Origin of the sequence: Dyadobacter jiangsuensis, from assembly GCF_003014695.1 — a bacterium.
GTDB classification, from domain to species: domain Bacteria; phylum Bacteroidota; class Bacteroidia; order Cytophagales; family Spirosomataceae; genus Dyadobacter; species Dyadobacter jiangsuensis.
Genome location: NZ_PYAS01000004.1, coordinates 100,558 through 119,533 on the forward strand (window position 1 = coordinate 100,558; position 18,976 = coordinate 119,533).

The following is an 18,976-nucleotide window of genomic DNA, read 5'->3' on the forward strand; positions in this document are numbered from 1 at the left end:
AATTCTCCCAATCCCTTTGCAATCTTTTTTCTTTGAAGAGCCTTGATCATGCTTTGTTTTAGCCCAGGTTAACTACTCAGGCTCTATACACATGCTTTTTAATTCTCTTCACTTTATTGTTTTTTTTCTATTCGTTACCACTACCTATTACACATTACCCGGGCGCTGGCGTTGGTTTTCACTCCTAACGGCCAGCGCCTATTTTTATGCCTCATTCATTCCGGCCTACCTGTTACTGCTCGGAATAATCATCGTTTTCGATTACCTGGCAGGGATTGGTATTGAGAGGTCATCAGGGAATTCCCGCAGAATTATGCTCACTTTGAGTATCCTGTTCAATGTCGGATTCCTCTGCTTTTTCAAATACTTCGATTTTCTGAATAACAATATTTCATGGCTAATGTCCATTGTCGGGGTAGACTACGGGGCTGATACCGTATCCGGATTGTACTTCGGTTTGGCATTGCCTATTGGTTTGTCGTTTCATACATTTCAGTCGATGAGCTATACGATCGAGGTGTATCGCGGCAACCAGCGCGCCGAACGTCACTTCGGGATCTATGCTTTATATGTACTGTTTTACCCGCAATTGGTGGCCGGGCCTATCGAGCGTCCGCAGAATGTGTTGTGGCAGTTCAGGCAGCAGACGGACTTCGATTGGGATAACCTTCGGATGGGGTTATGGTGGATGATGTGGGGGATGTTCAAAAAAGTGGTTATCGCCGACAGGCTTGCATTGGTCACCGATCCGATATTCGCCAATCCGGAAACGCAGAATGCCGGTAGCCTGGCCATTGCAGCCGCATTTTACAGTATCCAGATTTATTGTGATTTTTCGGGTTATTCCGACATCGCACTGGGCGCGGCCAGAACGATGGGGTTCAGGTTGATGGTTAATTTTCGCTCGCCGTATTTTGCCCGGTCTATCGCGGAGTTCTGGCAGCGATGGCACATTTCTCTATCGACCTGGTTTCGCGATTACGTCTATATTCCGATGGGTGGTAACCGGCACGGGCGTCTTCGAACGTTCATGAATTTGCTGGTAGTATTCCTGCTCAGCGGGCTCTGGCATGGAGCCGATTGGAAATTCGTGATTTGGGGTGCCATTCACGGCTGCCTGCTCATTTTCTCGCGCTTGGTCTATTCCGATAGGCATGATTTCGGGCGATGGCCCGCCTGGCTGCAAGCCGTTCTGACTTTCTTGGTTGTAACACTTGCCTGGGTATTCTTCCGCGCGCGCAACGTGAGTGACGCGTTCCTAATCCTGGGAAGGCTTGCGAAGCCGTCATTGTGGAGTTTGCCCAACCTGCCTATCAGCAGCGGCGAAACGTGCTTCTGCCTGCTCCTGATTATGTTTCTGTTTTTGAAAGAATATCTGCTGCCCGACTATGTGCCCGCGCGGAGGTCGTTCTGGCCGTCGCTGGGTGTGGCAACTTTATTGTGTTACCTGTGGGGCGTGTTTGGAAGCAACCAATTCATTTACTTCCAGTTTTGACGTATGAAAACCCTGTGTTGCTGTTTACGCATAGCCATTATGCTGGGATCGGGCGTGCTACTCTGGATAGGCCTGTCCGACCGGTTGCAACGTAAATTATATTCCCGCGGCTTCATTCCCGATCAATACCGTTTTGGTGATCTCTACAATATCTCCAATTTGGAGCAATTCAAGGAAACGCATTGGGCGGAAACCGACGGACTCGATGAAAACGACAAGCCGGGGATCCGATCGAAAAATGTGGATCTGTACACGATCGGCGATAGCTTTACCACCATGGATACCAGTTTCTACGCCGGCCGCCGTAACCATCACATTTGGCTTGGTACCGGCGTGGATACCGTCACCCTTGATCCGGCGGTACATTCCATTCTGGTGATCGAGGTTATTGAAAGAACGATCCAGGAGCGTCTGCGCGAGCATTATGCCGAACTTTATATCCATCGCGGGTTTCAGATCCGGGGTAAAAGCCAGTGTGTTGCCGATGCCGCACCCGACGCTGATAGCGATTTTTGGAAAAACACATTAAATCATGAGATCAATGAGCGGTTGGAATTCATGCTGTTCAATTCCAACGTCGCATTGAAATGCAAGGAAATGAAAGCGGCATTGATGCTTTCGTGGTTCGGTCGCACGCATCCCGGCTCGCTCATTTCGCGGGACAGGCAGTTTCTTTTCTATGAGGTCGAAGCCGACCCGAAGAGCATGTTGTCACCATTCAAACCGCTGACCAATGCCGACATCGATAGCGTCGCCATTAACATGAACCGCATTCGTGCACATTACCTCAATGCCGGTTTTGCGGAGGTATACTTTTGCCTCATACCCAACAAGGTGACCGTGTGCGAACCGGGGCTTCACCCACACAACCGTCAGATCACCCGCTTGGAACAAAACCCGCACCTGAAAACCCCGCTGCTAGCACTAGGCTCACAACTCCGGCATCACCCCGAATGGTACCATAAAAGCGATGGCCACTGGAACGCAAACGGAAGCGCTTGTGGCTAAAATATGTAAATGACGTGGTTATGGGGTGGGAAGACGGGGGAATGGGAGGAAAGGGAGGAAAGGGAGGGGGAGTCTCCTTCCTCCCTTTCCTCCTATTTTTTAACGATTCTCCACGTACTGCTTTGAGGTGTACCGTGACCGAGTTCCAGTACATAAAGTCCGCTCGGCAATAAGCTGACGTCGATCTCTAATGGGGTGCCGGAGGCAGTCGTTACCGTTCCATTCCGAATCAATTGCCCGTTGGAGCTTACGATGCGCCAGGGGACATTTTTTTGCCAGGGTCGTTTGCTTTTGAGTGTGAGCTTCTGCGTCGACGGGTTTGGGTAAGCAATGATATCCTTGCTCAAAAGAGGATCCACGCCTACCACCAGGCTGACAGTAACGGTTCGGCTTCCACCCACCGTTCCGTAACCACATACATTACGGACTGAATCCAGGGAGAAAACGGTCGTTTGGCTCAAATTAAAGGTGCGCTCGATCACCGGATCATTCGAGTCGCCGAAAAATGTGTCTGTACCATACCGCAAATAATAGGCAACTGGCAGGGTGCCGCCAAGCAGCAGATCCAATTTGAGCTCCTCACCTTCGTAAACAGCCATTTTGCTCAGAGAGAATTCCGCTTCGGCCGTTTTGCGCAGGATAACCTGCTCGGAGGGCGTGAGGGTGAAATCGACGTCAGGGTCGTTAGGCCTGATACGGATCCGGTATTGATCGCCTTCCATGAGCGATACGGGCAACCGTGCAATCAGCGGATTGGCTGTGCTGCTGGCGAGCGTAGTGGGTTTGGCAAAATCTCCGTATACATCCGAAATCTCGGCTGTGTAAGTGCGCTGTTTGTCTGGTCCGGTAACCGCATAACTTATCGAAATAGAGTCTCCGTTGCAAAGCGCCGTTTTTCGGGGGGTGAAGGTGAGTCTTACGGGTTTCCCTGCTGCAAGAACTGGTTCTTTAACGGTTATCTCGACGCTTCCCGAAATTTGTCCGCTACCGCAGCCGTTCCGGACTGAGCGCAGCGCATAAGGGCCCGAGGCCCTGGTTTTGGTTTGCAGGATGGTATCGGCAACTGCCGACGTACCCGCGGTGCTATCCGGCAGAATGTATTGCCATGGGCCGGTTCCCGTAAAGTGAACAGGGACGGCAATTTTTTCACCTTTCCAGACTGTATCTGCGGGAGCGGGAAGGATAGTTGCCCCGGCGGGCTCATTGATCAAAATCGCCGGGCCTTGCTGCTCTGCCATGAATGCATTTTTGGTAGCGACTTTGACCGGGTAGTTGCCTCGCGCGAGGTTGCCAGGGAGCGTGCCGATAATGGGCGATGCAGCCCCTTCCCCGATTGGAATATCGCCGCTCGCGGTAACCAGCCGTGCCTCGTAGATGATAGGGAAACCCGACTCATTACCTGCCGCAGTGAACTGCACGCTCACGGTGTCTCCCGCGCAATCCTGCGGAGCGGAAGCGACAGTCCCTAATTTGAATTGCTTAGTGATCGGCGGTGGGGCCAGGGTGAGCGGCGTGCTGATAAGCTGTGCATCGAAAGTGAACGGGTCTGTGGCCGCGTTGATCGGGTAGGCGAATCCGCCCGCCGGCGTAAGGTAGTAGCTCACCAGCAGGTAGTTGATCCCGTAAGCAAATCCCTTGTTGCTCAGCGTGTAGGTGACTTCTTCGCGCCCATTGGCGACGTCTTTTGAGGTGGTGGCAGTAATTTCTGCCGCTTGTCCGTTGATCAGTAATGATTGCAGACTTGCGATGTAAGATTTGCGACCCGACAGGTTTTTATCGCGCAGCAATGTTAATTTGAAGCTGGCGTAGGTTTGGGCCGATCCATTAAGTATGAAACTTCGCCTGAACCATAGTCTTTCTGCCGGGATAACTACCTTTTCGATCAGTGAAATGGAAAGCTGATGCGCTTCGTCATTATGTCCTACTCCAATGGGTGCCTGCGCCGGCATTTCGAAAGGCGGGGCGGAAAATGTCCATGGCGCGATGCATAGTTTGTCCAGCTTAGTCTCCCGTGAAATGATGCCCGCCAACAGCGGATAGAGCCATTGCGATTTGTAGGGGATCAGGGTGTCTCCAACAACAACGGGTTTCGGGTTGGTCACATTCACGATGAAGGTATCGGCCAGGTAACCATTCTGGTCTTTGACGTAGAATGTGCTGCTGCTGGCCGGTCCAACGGATAGATCGCGTATGCCTGAGGCGAGAAGCTGGCTTGGCTGCTGGGCGGAATACCAGTTGTAGGAACCGACCCACGATGCCGTGAGCTTGACCGCGTCGCCGCCATTTTGGACAGTGATCGTTTTTTTGACACCCACATCCTTCATAACCACGAACGAGTCGGCGATCGTATACATCGGTGAGGTGTCGGATTCTTTAATGAACTTGACATCAAGGCGGTTTTGCTGAAAAACAAGCTCCACCGATCCCCCTAGTTTATGGTAAAAGTCGGTGGTATTGTCACCCGTCAGGTTGTCGAGCGGTGGGTTGGAAGTGCTGGGATGTTTGATATCCGAACTGTTCGTGTAGCCTCCGTCGACTTCGGAGGAGTTGTTGGGGTTTACCCAGCCCCTGCCGGCAGATCCGGAAAGAATATAGGTATAGGCTGTTTCATTGTTCGTTTTGGTGTAAGGTTTCGTGGCCGGGTAACGTCCCAGGTTGCCATTGCCGCTCAACCCGCCCGTTTGTGTGTAATCACTGGTGCGTGTTTGTTGCCCGGTTTTTTTACGGATCATACCTGCCCGTTCGTAAGCATGTGTATGCGACACGATCAGGGCATCTACATGGTATTCGGGCGTTTCCAGTATAGGCAATAGTTTTTCCTGGACCCGTTTCATATCGTATTCGGTCGGGAAATGCCCGATCGTGGAAAACGGCGGCAAATGGAATGTAACCACGGTCCATTTTTGCTTGTTGGCCTTCAAATCTTTTACCAGCCATTGAACCTGCGGCAGCATATCGATGGCAGAATTCGTGGAGTCGTCCAGCGCGATGGAGTTTTTACTGAACACATCAAAATAGGAGGTTGTCTGAAACCTTCGTTCCCAATTCTGACCTACATCCGACGACTCTATCAGCGGCGGATTCAGCACCACAAAATGGATGTTTCCCTGGTTGAAAGAGTAGTAACCCTTTTTGTTATACGTCGGCTCTCCTCCAAACTGCGCACTGTCGGGATGCGCGAAAGTGGAAAAGCTTGCTGCGGATTGTTTATGGTAGGCTTTGCGGATGGGGACTTTTGTTCCGTTTTTGTTTACGTAGTTATCGTCCGGATCATAGTCATGGTTGCCGATAACGGTCCATGAGGGGATATGTGACAGCAGTTGCTTGTCGTTGGGTCTGTTATAGAATTTAAACAAAGTAGTATCCAATGCGGCTTGAAGGCCTTCAAAAGGAGAAACATTCGAATTATCACCCAGGAATATAATCCCGTCTACGTCCGGGTTATTTCGGGCGTTCAGATAGGCCAGGTAAGCGTCGCGTACCTTATAGGGCCTTGGGTTCTGGCTCTTACCCGCCCCTGAATCCCCAAGCAGCCAGAAGCGCCTCGTTCGGGTGGTATCCGAAGGGTCGGGTTGGGTGTGGAAATAGTTGACCGCCGGATTGTACTGCAACTGCCTGAATTCATACCCCACGTAATACCCCACGCTGTAATAATACCGGGTATCCGGCGTCAGATTCAGCAGCGTAACCATGTGGAGCGTGTCGCTTTTGGAGACAGTTATTTCCTTATAAATTTCCAGGTCAGGATTGGAGCTGTACCGCACGGTCGCACCAGTGGGGATATTGGTATACCAGCAGATTGTTACGCGGTTATGCGAAGCGAGTTGCAGATAGGGATAACGGAATAACGTGGTGGTTTGACCTTCCAGCTGCGCGTCGAAATAAATGTCAGAGCTCGTCTCTCCGGTTTGGTGAAGCTCAACGGCGATGGTGTTGGTCCCGTTTTGGATAAGGCTGGTGGAAAGTACGGTATCAATGGTGTAGAGCGGAGTGCCCACGGGGGATCCGGCATAGCCGGCCCGGTAAGGGGTCATGTTCTTTCTGGCTACCTCCACGCCACCGATGTAAATCACAATACCGTCGTCGAGTGTCGCTCGCAGGCGCAAGCGTCCATATTGCGATACGTTGCTGACAGTGAAGTTCTTTCGGAAATAAAACACCGGATAATTGGGGGTGGTGTTATTGAGGCCGCGTTGGAGCGTCGTGTTATAGGTGTAGCCGGCGTTGCTGCCGAATCCGAACGGCGCCTTGGCGCTGGCCCAGCTTCCGTCGTTGAAACCAGGGGCTGCCCAGCCCGTATTACTTTGTACCTCGCCGTTTTGTACGTATTTCCAGTCCGATTGATAGGAGACGATCACTTGCGCCGGTGCCCGGCCTGTGATCAATATGAGCATCCAAATCACGAGTCGTCCGGCAGCCATATGCCTCCGGGTTCCCTGATGAGCGGGTTTCGTTTCCATAATGATCTGAATTGAGGGTTGTTACGGTTTAATTTACAGTTTTATTTGTAGAAAAACTATGATAAAAACCAGTATTCTTTTCAAACGTCCGGCACGCTTATTGATAGCAGTTTGTTGGGCCGCAGGCCGCGCAGATCATCCATTACAACGTTATCTATGGGATTATTTTTTAAAAGTCGCAAAGATGCCCCCGCACCCGGATTGCCCGAATGGCTTACGGTGCGGGACGGCTTTCCATTTTACATCAAAGCGCCGATGGTGCTCATCGGACTTTACCTGTTTTTTTACATTCTTAACCTCTTGCAAGAGATCATTGTCCCGTTCGCTTTCGCCGGGCTGATCGCCGTGCTGCTCAACCCGGTTTACAACCGTTTTCAGAAATGGAAGTTCAACAAGATTGTAGCCATCGTGCTTACGATTTTTATTGCCGTTCTCGTGGTGGCCGGGATTATGTTTTTCCTTTCGTCGCAGATTGTGCAGTTCGGCGATATGATTCCCCAGCTGGAAAAAAAGTCGATAAAACTGTTGGGGAATTTGCAGGAATGGCTTTCATCCACATTCGGTATTTCGACCGAAAAACAAATGAACATGCTCGACGAGGCGATCAATAACAGCCGGACGTACGTGGGCAAGACAGTAAACACAGTTTTTGGAATAATCAGCTTTTTTGTACTCATACCGCTTTATATATTCCTGTTGCTGTTTTATAAGCCATTGATCCTCAATTTTATATTTGAGGTTTTTGATGAGAATAACTCTGAGCAGGTAGCTGAAATCTTGCAGGAAACGAAGGGTGCAGTGCAAAGCTATATTGTGGGGCTGATGATCGAAACGACGATCGTTGCGACGCTGAACTCGATCGCATTGCTGATCCTGGGTGTACCGTACGCGCTGCTGTTGGGCGTAATTGGCGCGATCCTGAACCTGATTCCTTACATCGGCGGCATTATTGCCATTGCATTGCCCGTATTGATTTCGTTTATTACCAAGGACGGATATACCACACCGTTATTGATCATCGGCGCCTACACGGTGATCCAGTTTCTGGATAACAACATCATCGTGCCTCGTGTAGTGTCTTCCAAAGTATCGGTCAACGCATTGATTTCCATTTTGGTAGTGCTCCTGGGCGGCACGCTCTGGGGGGTAAGCGGGATGTTCCTGTCGATCCCGTTTGTAGCGGTTTTGAAAATCATTTTCGACCGGATCGACGAACTGAAACCATGGGGTAAATTGCTGGGCGATACGATGCCCGACGATCCGCCTGCGAAGGTGGTGAATCCCAGCGAGGCGGAGGATAAGGAAAGGACATTGTTCTGAAAACAAACAGGCAGGTATTCGAGCGAATGCCTGCCTGTTTGTTTTGAAATTTATAATGTAAATCAAAAATCCAGTTTTTTGATCGTTCCATCACCGAGGCTCAGCACGTAGAAAGTACGATCGCCCCAGCGTTTGATATCGGTTGGTCTGTCAAGCCCGGAGAACAGTACCGCACCATCTTCGTTCAGCACCGAACCGGTATTGGCTTTGAAACCCGGAGGATTGCCCGGACCACCCGGAGGCATGGTGAAGTCGGCGTAATGCAGGAAGAGCGGCTTGTCGTTCGCGGTCAATACCACGTGCGTAAGCGTTGTAAAGCCCGATTTGTAAGGGACCATCACCCCGGAGGTATTCACCTTGTAAAGATTCGCCGAGCCCGGCGTGAAGGGGAAGCCGGTGAGGCTGCTCAGGACAAAGTGCGTACCATCAAATACAATGCCCGTCGGAACAGGGTCCCTGTTCGGGGCGATCGGTGGAAATGTGGTGAACAGTTCGAGGGCATGGGTGTCCTTATCACGCTTAATCACAGCATTTGCGCCGGCGTCCACGATGTAAAGATGTCCATCAGGCCCTTTCGTAAGCGCAAATGCATTGGAGTTATTGTCATAAGTGAGGTTCTTGGTTGCCACGAAAGCCCTGATGTTCTCGCTTGTGAGCGCGGCTTTGTCTTTGGGTAAACTGCCTCCCAGTACGCTTGCGACGTCGATGACATACAAAAGCCCTTCCACTCCATGCAGCAGATATAATGTGCCGTTGTCATAATACAAATGGCTGATACCTTCAACGTTACCCTGGTTGAAGATTGATGTGAAATTGGTAACCACCTTTGTTTTGGCACCCTGGGGCGTGATCATTACGAGCGCACCGTCGTTATTGCCGCTACCGCCTTCGGTAACCCAGAAGCGCCCCTGGTCGTCGATGACCATTCCAATGGGCGCGCGCAGCTCGCTGACAAAGGGCGAAACGCTGAATTGGGTGGGCTCCGGAACGGGCTCACCGTGGTCGGTACAGGCGTCGATGGCGACCAGGCCTGCCATCAATGCAAATGCAATTAAAGAGAGGAAATGCTTTTTCATCGCGGTTGAGTTTTGAGTGGATGTGCAGAAAAGCAATGGTAGAAGTTGTGGGCAAAAGTAGGAGTTTAACTTACTCTACTATTGTATAAATGCGTCATTATCAATGGAATTTAGTAAGCGGTAAAGTTTGTAACTTGCGATTTAAATATCCACCACCAAACCGCTCATGAATCAGGACATTCGCCAGCCGTTACCGGCCGCTTATCTTTCCATTGACGAGGCTACCAAAGCCTCGGGTTTCACAATGGCTTCAGACATTTACACCTGCTCCTTGCTGAAAACCCTGGCCGCTTCCAAGCCCGGCGGTAAGTTCCTAGAACTCGGTACCGGCACGGGCCTGTCAACCGCCTGGGTACTGGACGGCATGGACGCGCATTCCACACTCGTATCGATTGATAACGACGCACGCTTCCTGGAAATCGCTGAAAATCACCTTGGCGGCGATCCGCGCCTGACACTTGTGCACACCGATGGCGAGGACTGGGTAAATGCGCACCTTGACCAACGATACGACTACATTTTTGCAGACACCTGGCACGGGAAATACCTCTTGCTGGATGAGGTGCTCAACATGCTCAAACCCGGCGCATTTTACATCATCGATGACATGCTTCCGCAGCCAAATTGGCCCGAAGGACACGATCAGAAAGCATTGAATCTCATCGAATACCTCGATTGCCGGCAGGATCTTTCGGTTACCAAGCAGGTGTGGGCGACAGGAATTATCCTCGCGGTCAAGCTCTGAGTGGTATCGTTCTTTCCAATCATTTCCTGAAATCGCCCTCTGGCACAACCGGAGGGTTATTTGTAACTTTTTATGGTTTGTGTAGGAGTAAATTAAGGGCTATGTGCGCTTGACTTTGATAATTGTAAGATGATCTTGTAATGATCAAAGATTAAGTACTAACCCTTAAATCTTAGCTTATGTGCCAAAACCATGGAGTAGCTTACATCCGGCCCGGCGAGGTCGAAGTGCAGGAAATCGAGTATCCGAAACTCGCGTTGGGTAACCGCAAATGCGAGCACGGCGTAATCCTGAAAATTGTTTCCACCAACATTTGTGGCAGCGACCAGCATATGGTCCGTGGGCGCACCACCGCTCCGGCCGGTCTCGTGCTCGGGCATGAGATCACCGGGATTGTGATCGAAGCGGGCAGCGACGTCGAATTCATCAAAGTTGGCGACCTGGTGTCGGTGCCTTTCAATATTGCCTGCGGGCGCTGCCGCAATTGCAAGGAAGGTAAAACCGGCATTTGCCTCAACGTAAACCCCGCGCGCCCGGGTGCTGCGTACGGGTATGTGGATATGGGCGGCTGGGTAGGCGGGCAAGCTGAGTACGTTATGGTACCCTATGCCGATTTCAACCTGCTGAAATTCCCCGACAAAGATCAGGGTATGGCCTATATCAAGGACCTGACCCTGCTTTCCGATATTTTCCCGACAGGCTATCATGGTGCTGTCACCGCCGGGGTAGGACCTGGCTCGATCGTATATGTAGCCGGCGCCGGCCCGGTCGGGCTGGCCTGCGCGGCATCGTGCCACCTGCTCGGAGCCGCCGTTGTGATCGTCGGGGATATGATTCCAGAACGCCTCGCACAGGCCGCTAGCTTCGGGTGTGAGGTGATTGACCTTACGAAGGACACGCCATTGGAGCAGGCCATTGCTGAAATCGTAGGCGTTCCCGAAGTGGATTGCTTCGTGGATTGCGTTGGTTTTGAAGCCCGTGGTCATGGCGCTCACGCCGTCGAAGAGCGCCCAGCCACCGTTCTCAACACCGCTATGGCCGTCACCCGTGCAGGTGGAGCTATCGGTATTCCGGGTCTGTATGTCACCGGCGATCCGGGTGCCAAAGACAAAGCTGCACAGGAAGGCAGCCTGAGCATCCGTATCGGTCTCGGCTGGGCGAAATCGCACTCATTCTATACCGGCCAATGCCCGGTCATGAAGTACCACCGCAACCTGATGAATGCGATTCTGTACGATAAAATCAAAATCGCCAAAGCCGTGAATGTGGAGGTGATCACCCTGCAAGATGCGCCGAGGGGTTACGCGGATTTCGACAAAGGCGCGGCGAAGAAGTTTGTAATTGACCCGCATGGGATGATTGTTTGATTTGTAAGTGACAGTAACGGCAGCGGCTCCCGAGCTTTTTTGATTCAGGAGCCGCTGCCGCTTTTTAAAGTCGGATACTTACACGAAGCCAAACGATTCAAGCTCCACCACTCAAGAAGTTTCCAGACGAATGCCTATTGCATATCTTTTATTAAGCGTATATTGCTAGACGGCTGTTGGGACAAGCCCCATGAAAGTATCCGCCAGTTCACTTTACGTTCGTTTATTCGGTCTGCTCGCAGGTGGATAAAACCTGCATCGCTTTGTTCGGAACCCTTCCAGCATAGGTCCGCGACATTTACGCTTTCCTCGTCCTGTACCGTATCATTCAATCAATCACAGTGAGACTGAGCGGTAAAAATCCCCTCCTCTAAAATCAGTTAAAATGAAAGAAGTGTTACTCTTTTCGATAACGCTAACTGGCGTTATACCCTCGTTTGCACAGAAAGCAAACGAAATCATTGATATGGAGCATCCGGCGATTGCGCTGGTGAATGATTTTTTGGTAGCCGCGATCAGTGGCGATCCTGAAAAAATTGCGAGCTATTTAACAGACGATTTCATGTTCTACCATGGTACCAGCGCCGCCAACTACGACCCCGGGATCGGGAAAGCACGGTTTGTCAGGCTTGTATATTGCCGTCAGCAGGAGTCGAATTGTTCTGCCATCGAACCTTTCCCCAATCTGTATCCGGAAAGGGTCCAATATCTGGAAGATTATCGAAACCACGAAGTATGGGTGCAAACCTGGAATGTTCCCAGGGGAGTAAACAGAGCGACAGGAGTAAAATTGAATACGCCGGCTCCCCGCCTGTATAAAATATCCAAAGGGAACAAAATTAAGGTTATCATCAACTATACGCTGGTACATCGCAAGCATCTGATGGATTCGTAATGATGCCTGCATGATGTAATTGCTACACCCCCAAATGTTAAATGTTACCAAGTGATGCTCTGCACCTGTGGCGGCGGGCGCAGAGCACTTCTAAATCCACTGAAACGGATCCCCCGACGCTACGTGGGTTACCTTAATCCCTGAAATCTTCGGCTGTAACCATTCCACAAAATACTCCATCCCCGGCTCTTCGCTTACGGCGTGACCCAGCACGATTAATGCCATCTTGGAGCCTAACAACCGTCCGTCGCGGGCGTACTCTACGCCTTCCCATTCCGGCGTTTCGCCTACGATGAGCACGTCGGGATTTTCAGCAACCGCTACGGCTACCTGCCGTTGGCCGCCTGCCGCGCCCGGCATAATAGCGAGTTTAGAGCAGGATTTGCCCAGGTCGCCGATGACGCGAAGTTTTTGGATACCAAGCTTGCTTTTCAGGTGCTTTACCAGGTCGCCTAGTGTGGTGGCGGGGATAGTCAATGCAGGAGATTCGTTTGTATAATACTGCGTCCAGCCGGCTTTTTTTACGACGCCGTAGCGGATCGCGTCCGGTTTCAGGGAATGGCAATAGTCGTGGAAACGCCAGACGGCGATCTTGTGCTTTTCGAGCAGGGCCTGTTTCTTTCTGACGACTTCATTGCCTTTTACCCATTCCGGGTCGTCGCGGTGGTTGAAGAAAGTCGGTTCGTGGGCGATGATGAAGTTGGCTTTCAGTTTGGCGGCCTGTTCTATGACCGTAGCTGTGGCGAACATCGTGGTAACAATGCCGGTCACGGCCTGGTCGGTGCTGCCTGACTTAATTGTGTCAACTGTATCCGGGATCGGTTTCAGGTTGCCTTCTTTGAGGATCAGGTCGATGATCTGCTGGACGGTATATGCCTTAGGCGCCGCGCCGAAGAGCATTTCAGGCGTCAGGAATGCAAATGCGCCGGCGGATAATGCAGCCTGGCTAAGGAAGCGGCGGCGGTTTGTATCTGGTGTGGTCATGGGTGGTAAGGAATGGTCAGGTGTGGTCAAGTTTAGTCAGCAATAGTCAGGTGTTGTCAAGTTCGGTCAGGTGTTGTCAGGAGTGGTCAGGTGTTGTCAGGAATGGTCAGGAATTGTCAAGTTTGGTCAGGTGTTGTCTGGAGTGGTCAGGTGTCGTCAGGAATGAATCACTGGAATTCGGATTTTACCCAATATAAAACAATAAATAACTATTTCTGATTACTCGTAACCACTCTTGACAATTCCTGACTACACTTGACAACTCCTGACCAAACTCAACCACACCTGACAATTCCTGACGAGGCCAGCCTATTCGCTCTTAAGCGACTTCACCGGGTTCATTAGTGCCGCCCGGATGCTCTGGAGGCTCACGGATGCAAATGCGATGGTGATGGACAATACAGCGGCGATAGCAAACATCCACCATTCAATATCGATTCTGTAGGCGAAATCGCTGAGCCAGAATTCTACGCCGTACCAGGCAATGGGCGCGCCGATAACGACGGCCAGGAGCACGAGTTTAAGGAAATCTTTGGAAAGCAGCGTTACAATGCCGGAAACGGTGGCACCAAGGACTTTTCGGACGCCGATTTCCTTTGTGCGCTGCGCGATGGTGTACGAAGAGAGCCCGAAAATGCCGAGCGAGGCGATCAGCACAGCCAGCAGCGAGAAGAAGCTGGAAATCTGGCCAAAAATGCGATCGTCTTTGTACTGCTCATCAAAACGCTGGTTCATGAAAAAGTAATTGAAATTGTTGCCCGGGAAAAACTCGTCGTACTTTTTGTGCACCATGGCGATGCTTTGTGCTGGATTGGAAGCGTCGATTTTCACAGAAATAAATCCGGATAACGTGTAAAAGGGCGCGAATACGATAGGCTCGATGTTGTGTTTCAGGGATTGCTGATGAAAATCGCTCACAACACCTACAATGTCCCATTCCTTGTTGTTGAATACGAATTTTTGCCCCGCAGCTTCGGCAGCATTCTTGAAGCCTAGCAGTTTTGCCGCTGATTCGTTCAGAATGGCGTTTTTAACCTTATTGCCGATCGGGTTGGAGTCGGTAGGGAGGAAGTTACGACCAGCGAGCAGCGGGATCTTGTAGGTTTCAAAAAAGTCGGCATCGACGGCCATCCGGTTGAATGTAACGCCCTTTGGGTCGTTCGAGCCAACGCGCCGGAAGTTGAAACTGCGGCTCAGCCGGTTACCGAAGACGTTTCCCGAGGCACTCGCCATTTGTACGGACGGAATGCGTTCGAGCTCGGTTTTGAAGGCATTGATCCGGTCGATGGACGCGGAATCCCAGCGCGTAAGCTCCGGGCCGCGCACCACGAGCACCTGATCCATATCAAAACCCAGTTTTTCTTCGCGCATGAACTGAATTTGTTTGAAAACGATGAATGTGCCTACGATTAGTACCATCGAAGCCGTATATTGAAACACGACGAGCGATTGTCTTATCCAAATCCCCTTGACGGAACGTTTGAAAGAGCCTTTCAACACCTGAACCGCCTGGAATGAGGTCAATGCGAATGCCGGATAAAAGCCAGAAAGCAGAATTCCGGACAGGAAAATGCCCGCAACGGCGAGCGCAAAAACGGAACCGCCGTATCCGGCGCCTGTCAGCAGAGCGAATGAGAGCGGCTTTTCAATCAGCTTGTTCAGCACAGGCTGCAATAGCAACGTCAGCGCAATGGCCAGAACCAACCCCAGCAGGTTCAGCAAGATGGATTCGGACATGAACTGGCTGAATAGCTGCCCCTTCGTTGCGCCCGCAACTTTGCGCACGCCTACCTCACGTGCGCGTTCGAGCGACCGCGCTGTGGCGAGGTTGATGTAGTTGATCCAGGCAATGAGCAGGATAAATACAGCGATAATCAGCATTGTCCAAACAGCCTTTCCATTGTTGACTAGCCCGATTTCATATTCGTAGTTTGAAAAAAGGTGCGCTTTGCCCAGCGGTTGCAGGAAAAACTGCTCCACGCTGCCCGAAATCTTGTTGCCCTGGAAGTGCCGGTCACTGAAGGCAGGCAGTTTTTTGGACAATGCAGCCACGTCCGCGCCGGGCCGGAGCTTGACATAATGCCAGACGTCGGAGCTCTCCCAGCTGTTTCGGATCCACTCGCCCCAGGTTTGCGGGAGCGTTTCGAAGGACATCAGCGCGCTGTATTGCAGGTGCGAAGCTGCCGGAAAGTCCTTCATAATGCCCGTGATCTGGTAGGGCCTCGTATCGAGGTCCACCATAATCGGTTTTCCGATCAGGGCCGCATAATCGGCCGGTTTTGCATTGAAAATCCGTTTGGCACTGGTTTCTGAAATCACAATGGAATAGGGCGCTTTCAATGCCGTTTTGAAATCGCCGGCCACGAGCGGAAATGTGAAAAATGATAGAAAGCGTTCGTCGGCATAGGCACTTTTTTCAGCGAATATGCGGCGATCCTTTTGCAGGTTAAATGTACCCGGATTAGCGACTGTGGTATAAGTTTCGACTTCGTTGAAATCGCTGGTCATAGCGGCCGCTACGGCAGGGTAGGTAATTGTGCCGTGCTGGATCAGCTTCCCCTGTTGGAAACGATCATTGGTAACCCGGTAAATGCGCTCGAAGTCCTGATTGAACCTGTCGAAGCTCAGCTCAAAGCTTACGTATTGCAGGATCATCAGACAGGCCGTAATGCCGGCGACCAGCCCGGTGATGTTCATCGCGGAAAAGCCCTTGTTTTTCCACATGTTACGCAGGGCGATTTTAAAGTAGTTCCGGATCATGGCGGTTTGAAAAACAGACGGTTGTGGAAAGTTAGATACCTCTTTTTGCAGCACGAAAGGCCGCGCAAGACTAAAAACGTCGCGCACATACCGCGCACGTGCATGCCTGGCGCCGTACATGCGTATACGCTGCGCGAAAAGCTCATGCAGATCGCCTTCCAGCTCCTCCACCAGATGAGGCGCACAGAATAACCTTAGCAGCCGGCCTGGCCAGCGGGGTGGCTGTGTATTTTGTAAATTATTCACTGCGCAGACTTTTTACAGGGTTCATCAATGCGGCGCGAATGCTTTGAAAGCTGATGGTAGCCAGCGCGACAAAGGTGGAAAGCAATGCCGCTGCGATAAAAAATGAGGCACGAATATCTGTTTTATAGGCAAAACCGTCCAGCCAGCGGTGCATCGCAAACCAGGCCAGAGGCGCTGCGACCACGAATGCTATACCTACCAGTTGGAGAAAGTCTCTGGACAATAATCCCACAATGCTGGCAGCCGAAGCCCCCATGACTTTCCTGACGCCAATCTCCTTCGTACGCTGAACGGTAGAGTAGGAGGCAAGGCCCAGCAACCCCAGGCATGAAATGAAGATGGCCAATGCTGCAAAATTCAGGAAGAGCGCTTCGAAACGCTCGTCGGCGCGATACTGGCGGTCGTAGAGCTCGTCGAGGAAATAATAGGTGAACGGCTTGTCGGGGTGCATGGTTTTCCATTGGCTTTCAATGGCGGAAAGGGTTTGTTTTACGTTCTTTCCGTCGATTTTCACGGAAAGCAACTGGCCGTTCCAAAAATCGATTATGCGGAAGGTGAGCGGTTTTACCGTTTCATGTAACGATTTGAAATGAAAATCTTTAACGACTCCAATAATAGTGCCCTGACGGCCCCATTGATCGAATTTTTTGCCTATAGCCTCTTCCGGCGACCGGTATCCCAGTGCTTTGGCCGCTGCTTCGTTGATCATCAACGATTGGGTGCTGTCGGTATGGAATTGTTTTGAAAAGGCCCTCCCTGCCAGCAACTGCAGTCCGTACTGCTGCGTAAAGTCAAAGTCAATGCGGTAAACGTCCATGTTACCAGCTTGCATCTCTCCGTTTTTATTCTCCAATTTGGAATAGGCCTGCGGATTCCAGCTGCCGGGGACTTCCGAAGAAGCGGCTGCTGATCTGACGCCCGCATAGTTTTGTATGGTTGCCTCGAATGCATCGCGCTCGCGGCCCGGGCCAGCTTCTACTACCAGGGTTTGGTCTTTTGAAAATCCTAACCCGTAGCTCCGCATGAAATCGAGCTGGGCGTACATGACGATCGTTGCGATAATGATCGTGATCGAAATCGCAAATTGTACGGTTACCAGGCCCTTGCGAAGCATTATGCCTTTCAAACTGGTTGTAAAACGGCCTTTCAATACTTTCACCGGCTCGAAAGAAGACAAAACGAATGCGGGGTAAATGCCGGCCAGCAAGCCGGTCAGCAATGCGACCCCGAATTGACAGGCCACAAATGGTATCTCATGAACCATGCCTTTACTGATTGCCTTGCCTGCAAGCATGTTGAAGCCTGGTATCAATGCAGCCGAAATCAAAATAGATAGAAAAAATGCGATCACGGATATCAGTATCGATTCGGCGATAAACTGCCTCGCCAAAGCGCTTTTAGCCGCGCCTACCGCCTTACGCACACCCACCTCCCGCGCCCGTTCCACCGAGCGTGCCGTGGTAAGATTCACGAAGTTGATGCAGGCGATCAGCATGACAAAAAACGCGACCGCCGAGAAAATATATACATTATTAATGCTGCCCGATTCTTCCGTGGTGCGTGAGGAATGCAGGTAAATGTCACGGAGGGGTTCGAGCACGAGCCCGATCTGCATTTGCTGCTCGGCCATAAGCTTGCCGGCATGGCGTTGCATAAATGCGGGGAACTTCCTTTCCAGCGCTGCCGGATCGGCGCCGGATTTGAGCAGCACAAATGCAGTAGCGCCGAAGCTGCCCCACTCGCGTTCGATATTTTTGTCGTGATGCGCCGTGTAAGTGCTCATCGATACGAAAATATCGCCTTTGATTTGCGAATTGACAGGCGGGTCCTGCATCACGCCGGTAACCATCGATGGTTCGCTTTCGGTGCCTAGCAGCAGCGTTTGGCCCATCGGGTCACTTTCTCCGAAATACTTCCGGGCAGAAGTTTCGGTCAACACCAGGCTCAGTGGCGCCGCCAGTGCAGTTTGAGGGTTCCCTTTCAGCAATTTCAAATCGAATACCCTGAACAGCGCCGAATCTGCCAGGACTGCATTCTCTTCCATGAATTTGAGATCACCCTTGCGGAACAACGTTGTTTCCTTTTGTACCCGGGCGAATGCCTCAACTTCGGGAAAGTCATTTTGCATATTCGACGCCATCGCCCACGGGCTGATCGCGTAATGCAGCGTTTCGGAGCTGGTTTTGACATCTGCTGCGACGCGATAAATACGGGCGGCCTTTTGATTGAAAACGTCGTAAGTCAGCTCGAAATGCACGTATAATGCAATCAAAAAGCAGGCGGTCATGCCCGCCGACAATCCCAGCACATTAATAAAGGAGAACATTTTGTGCTTGACCAGGTTGCGGAAAGCGATTTTCAAATAGTTACGGATCATGGCTGGTTGGGTGGATGCAGGTTTGGGATATTTTCCGGGTTTTTCTCTCAAAGCGAAGGGCCGCATCAGCGAAAGCACATCACGCACATAGCGCCTGCGGGCCTCACGCGGGCCCTGTGTACGAACGCGTTGAACGAAAAGTTCCAGCAGGTCGCCTTCCAGGTCGTTCACCAGGTGCGACGCACAGAACCAGTGCAACAGACGTGTGGCCCATTTGGGCGGTTGAATGGGGGCGTTCATGGC

Annotated in this window: 11 protein-coding genes; 6 read left to right on the forward strand and 5 right to left on the reverse strand. The window is 51.4% G+C overall.

Features of this window, described 5'->3' with window-relative positions:
* The first annotated feature begins 91 nt into the window (after positions 1-91).
* The gene (locus CLV60_RS08890; protein WP_106595041.1) at positions 92-1,495 is read left to right on the forward strand and encodes an MBOAT family O-acyltransferase; all 1,404 of its coding nucleotides are present in this window, start codon (positions 92-94) and stop codon (positions 1,493-1,495) included.
* A gap of 3 nt (positions 1,496-1,498) precedes the next feature.
* Positions 1,499-2,503 (forward strand): alginate O-acetyltransferase AlgX-related protein, encoded by a 1,005-nt coding sequence (locus CLV60_RS08895; RefSeq protein WP_146151541.1) that lies wholly within the window; start codon positions 1,499-1,501, stop codon positions 2,501-2,503.
* Positions 2,504-2,595: 92 nt separating this feature from the next.
* On the opposite strand, the gene CLV60_RS08900 is transcribed toward CLV60_RS08895, so the two are convergent.
* Positions 2,596-6,963 (reverse strand): T9SS type A sorting domain-containing protein, encoded by a 4,368-nt coding sequence (locus CLV60_RS08900; protein ID WP_106595043.1) that lies wholly within the window; start codon positions 6,961-6,963, stop codon positions 2,596-2,598.
* Between the two features lie 156 nt (positions 6,964-7,119).
* On the opposite strand from CLV60_RS08900, the gene CLV60_RS08905 reads away from it, so the two are divergent.
* A complete protein-coding gene (locus tag CLV60_RS08905; RefSeq protein ID WP_106595044.1) occupies positions 7,120-8,283 on the forward strand; it encodes an AI-2E family transporter in 1,164 nt (387 codons plus the stop codon).
* A gap of 62 nt (positions 8,284-8,345) precedes the next feature.
* On the opposite strand, the gene CLV60_RS08910 is transcribed toward CLV60_RS08905, so the two are convergent.
* The gene (locus tag CLV60_RS08910; RefSeq protein WP_106595045.1) at positions 8,346-9,359 is read right to left on the reverse strand and encodes a ScyD/ScyE family protein; all 1,014 of its coding nucleotides are present in this window, start codon (positions 9,357-9,359) and stop codon (positions 8,346-8,348) included.
* A 166-nt stretch (positions 9,360-9,525) separates the two neighbouring features.
* Here CLV60_RS08910 and CLV60_RS08915 point away from each other — a divergent pair, with 166 nt between their 5' ends.
* From CLV60_RS08915 to CLV60_RS08925, 3 genes are all read left to right on the forward strand, one after another.
* Positions 9,526-10,104, forward strand: coding sequence for an O-methyltransferase (locus CLV60_RS08915; protein ID WP_106595046.1), 579 nt, complete (start codon positions 9,526-9,528; stop codon positions 10,102-10,104).
* A gap of 179 nt (positions 10,105-10,283) precedes the next feature.
* Entirely contained in the window at positions 10,284-11,471 is a 1,188-nt protein-coding gene (gene fdhA, locus CLV60_RS08920) for a formaldehyde dehydrogenase, glutathione-independent (protein WP_106595047.1), read from the forward strand.
* 385 nt (positions 11,472-11,856) lie between these two features.
* Positions 11,857-12,366: a nuclear transport factor 2 family protein gene (locus tag CLV60_RS08925; RefSeq protein WP_106595048.1), complete on the forward strand. Its 510-nt coding sequence runs from the start codon at positions 11,857-11,859 to the stop codon at positions 12,364-12,366.
* 90 nt (positions 12,367-12,456) lie between these two features.
* Here the strand turns inward: CLV60_RS08925 and CLV60_RS08930 are convergent, their stop codons facing one another.
* The 3 genes from CLV60_RS08930 to CLV60_RS08940 form a co-directional block, all read right to left on the reverse strand.
* Positions 12,457-13,350: a Nif3-like dinuclear metal center hexameric protein gene (locus CLV60_RS08930; protein ID WP_106595049.1), complete on the reverse strand. Its 894-nt coding sequence runs from the start codon at positions 13,348-13,350 to the stop codon at positions 12,457-12,459.
* 309 nt (positions 13,351-13,659) lie between these two features.
* Positions 13,660-16,356 (reverse strand): ABC transporter permease, encoded by a 2,697-nt coding sequence (locus tag CLV60_RS08935; protein ID WP_229210884.1) that lies wholly within the window; start codon positions 16,354-16,356, stop codon positions 13,660-13,662.
* A complete protein-coding gene (locus CLV60_RS08940; protein ID WP_229210885.1) occupies positions 16,349-18,973 on the reverse strand; it encodes an ABC transporter permease in 2,625 nt (874 codons plus the stop codon). The genes CLV60_RS08935 and CLV60_RS08940 overlap by 8 nt, the downstream gene beginning before the upstream one ends.
* Between the last annotated feature and the right edge of the window lie 3 nt (positions 18,974-18,976).

What these genes read in the sequence shown, in the direction of transcription:
- CLV60_RS08925 (WP_106595048.1), top strand. Translation starts at nt 11,857, where the DNA reads ATGAAAGAAGTGTTACTCTTTTCGATAACGCTAACTGGCGTTATACCC.
- CLV60_RS08905 (WP_106595044.1), top strand. Translation starts at nt 7,120, where the DNA reads ATGGGATTATTTTTTAAAAGTCGCAAAGATGCCCCCGCACCCGGATTG.
- CLV60_RS08900 (WP_106595043.1), bottom strand. Translation starts at nt 6,963, where the DNA reads ATGGAAACGAAACCCGCTCATCAGGGAACCCGGAGGCATATGGCTGCC.
- CLV60_RS08890 (WP_106595041.1), top strand. Translation starts at nt 92, where the DNA reads ATGCTTTTTAATTCTCTTCACTTTATTGTTTTTTTTCTATTCGTTACC.
- CLV60_RS08930 (WP_106595049.1), bottom strand. Translation starts at nt 13,350, where the DNA reads ATGACCACACCAGATACAAACCGCCGCCGCTTCCTTAGCCAGGCTGCA.
- CLV60_RS08910 (WP_106595045.1), bottom strand. Translation starts at nt 9,359, where the DNA reads ATGAAAAAGCATTTCCTCTCTTTAATTGCATTTGCATTGATGGCAGGC.
- CLV60_RS08895 (WP_146151541.1), top strand. Translation starts at nt 1,499, where the DNA reads ATGAAAACCCTGTGTTGCTGTTTACGCATAGCCATTATGCTGGGATCG.
- fdhA (WP_106595047.1), top strand. Translation starts at nt 10,284, where the DNA reads ATGTGCCAAAACCATGGAGTAGCTTACATCCGGCCCGGCGAGGTCGAA.
- CLV60_RS08915 (WP_106595046.1), top strand. Translation starts at nt 9,526, where the DNA reads ATGAATCAGGACATTCGCCAGCCGTTACCGGCCGCTTATCTTTCCATT.
- CLV60_RS08940 (WP_229210885.1), bottom strand. Translation starts at nt 18,973, where the DNA reads ATGAACGCCCCCATTCAACCGCCCAAATGGGCCACACGTCTGTTGCAC.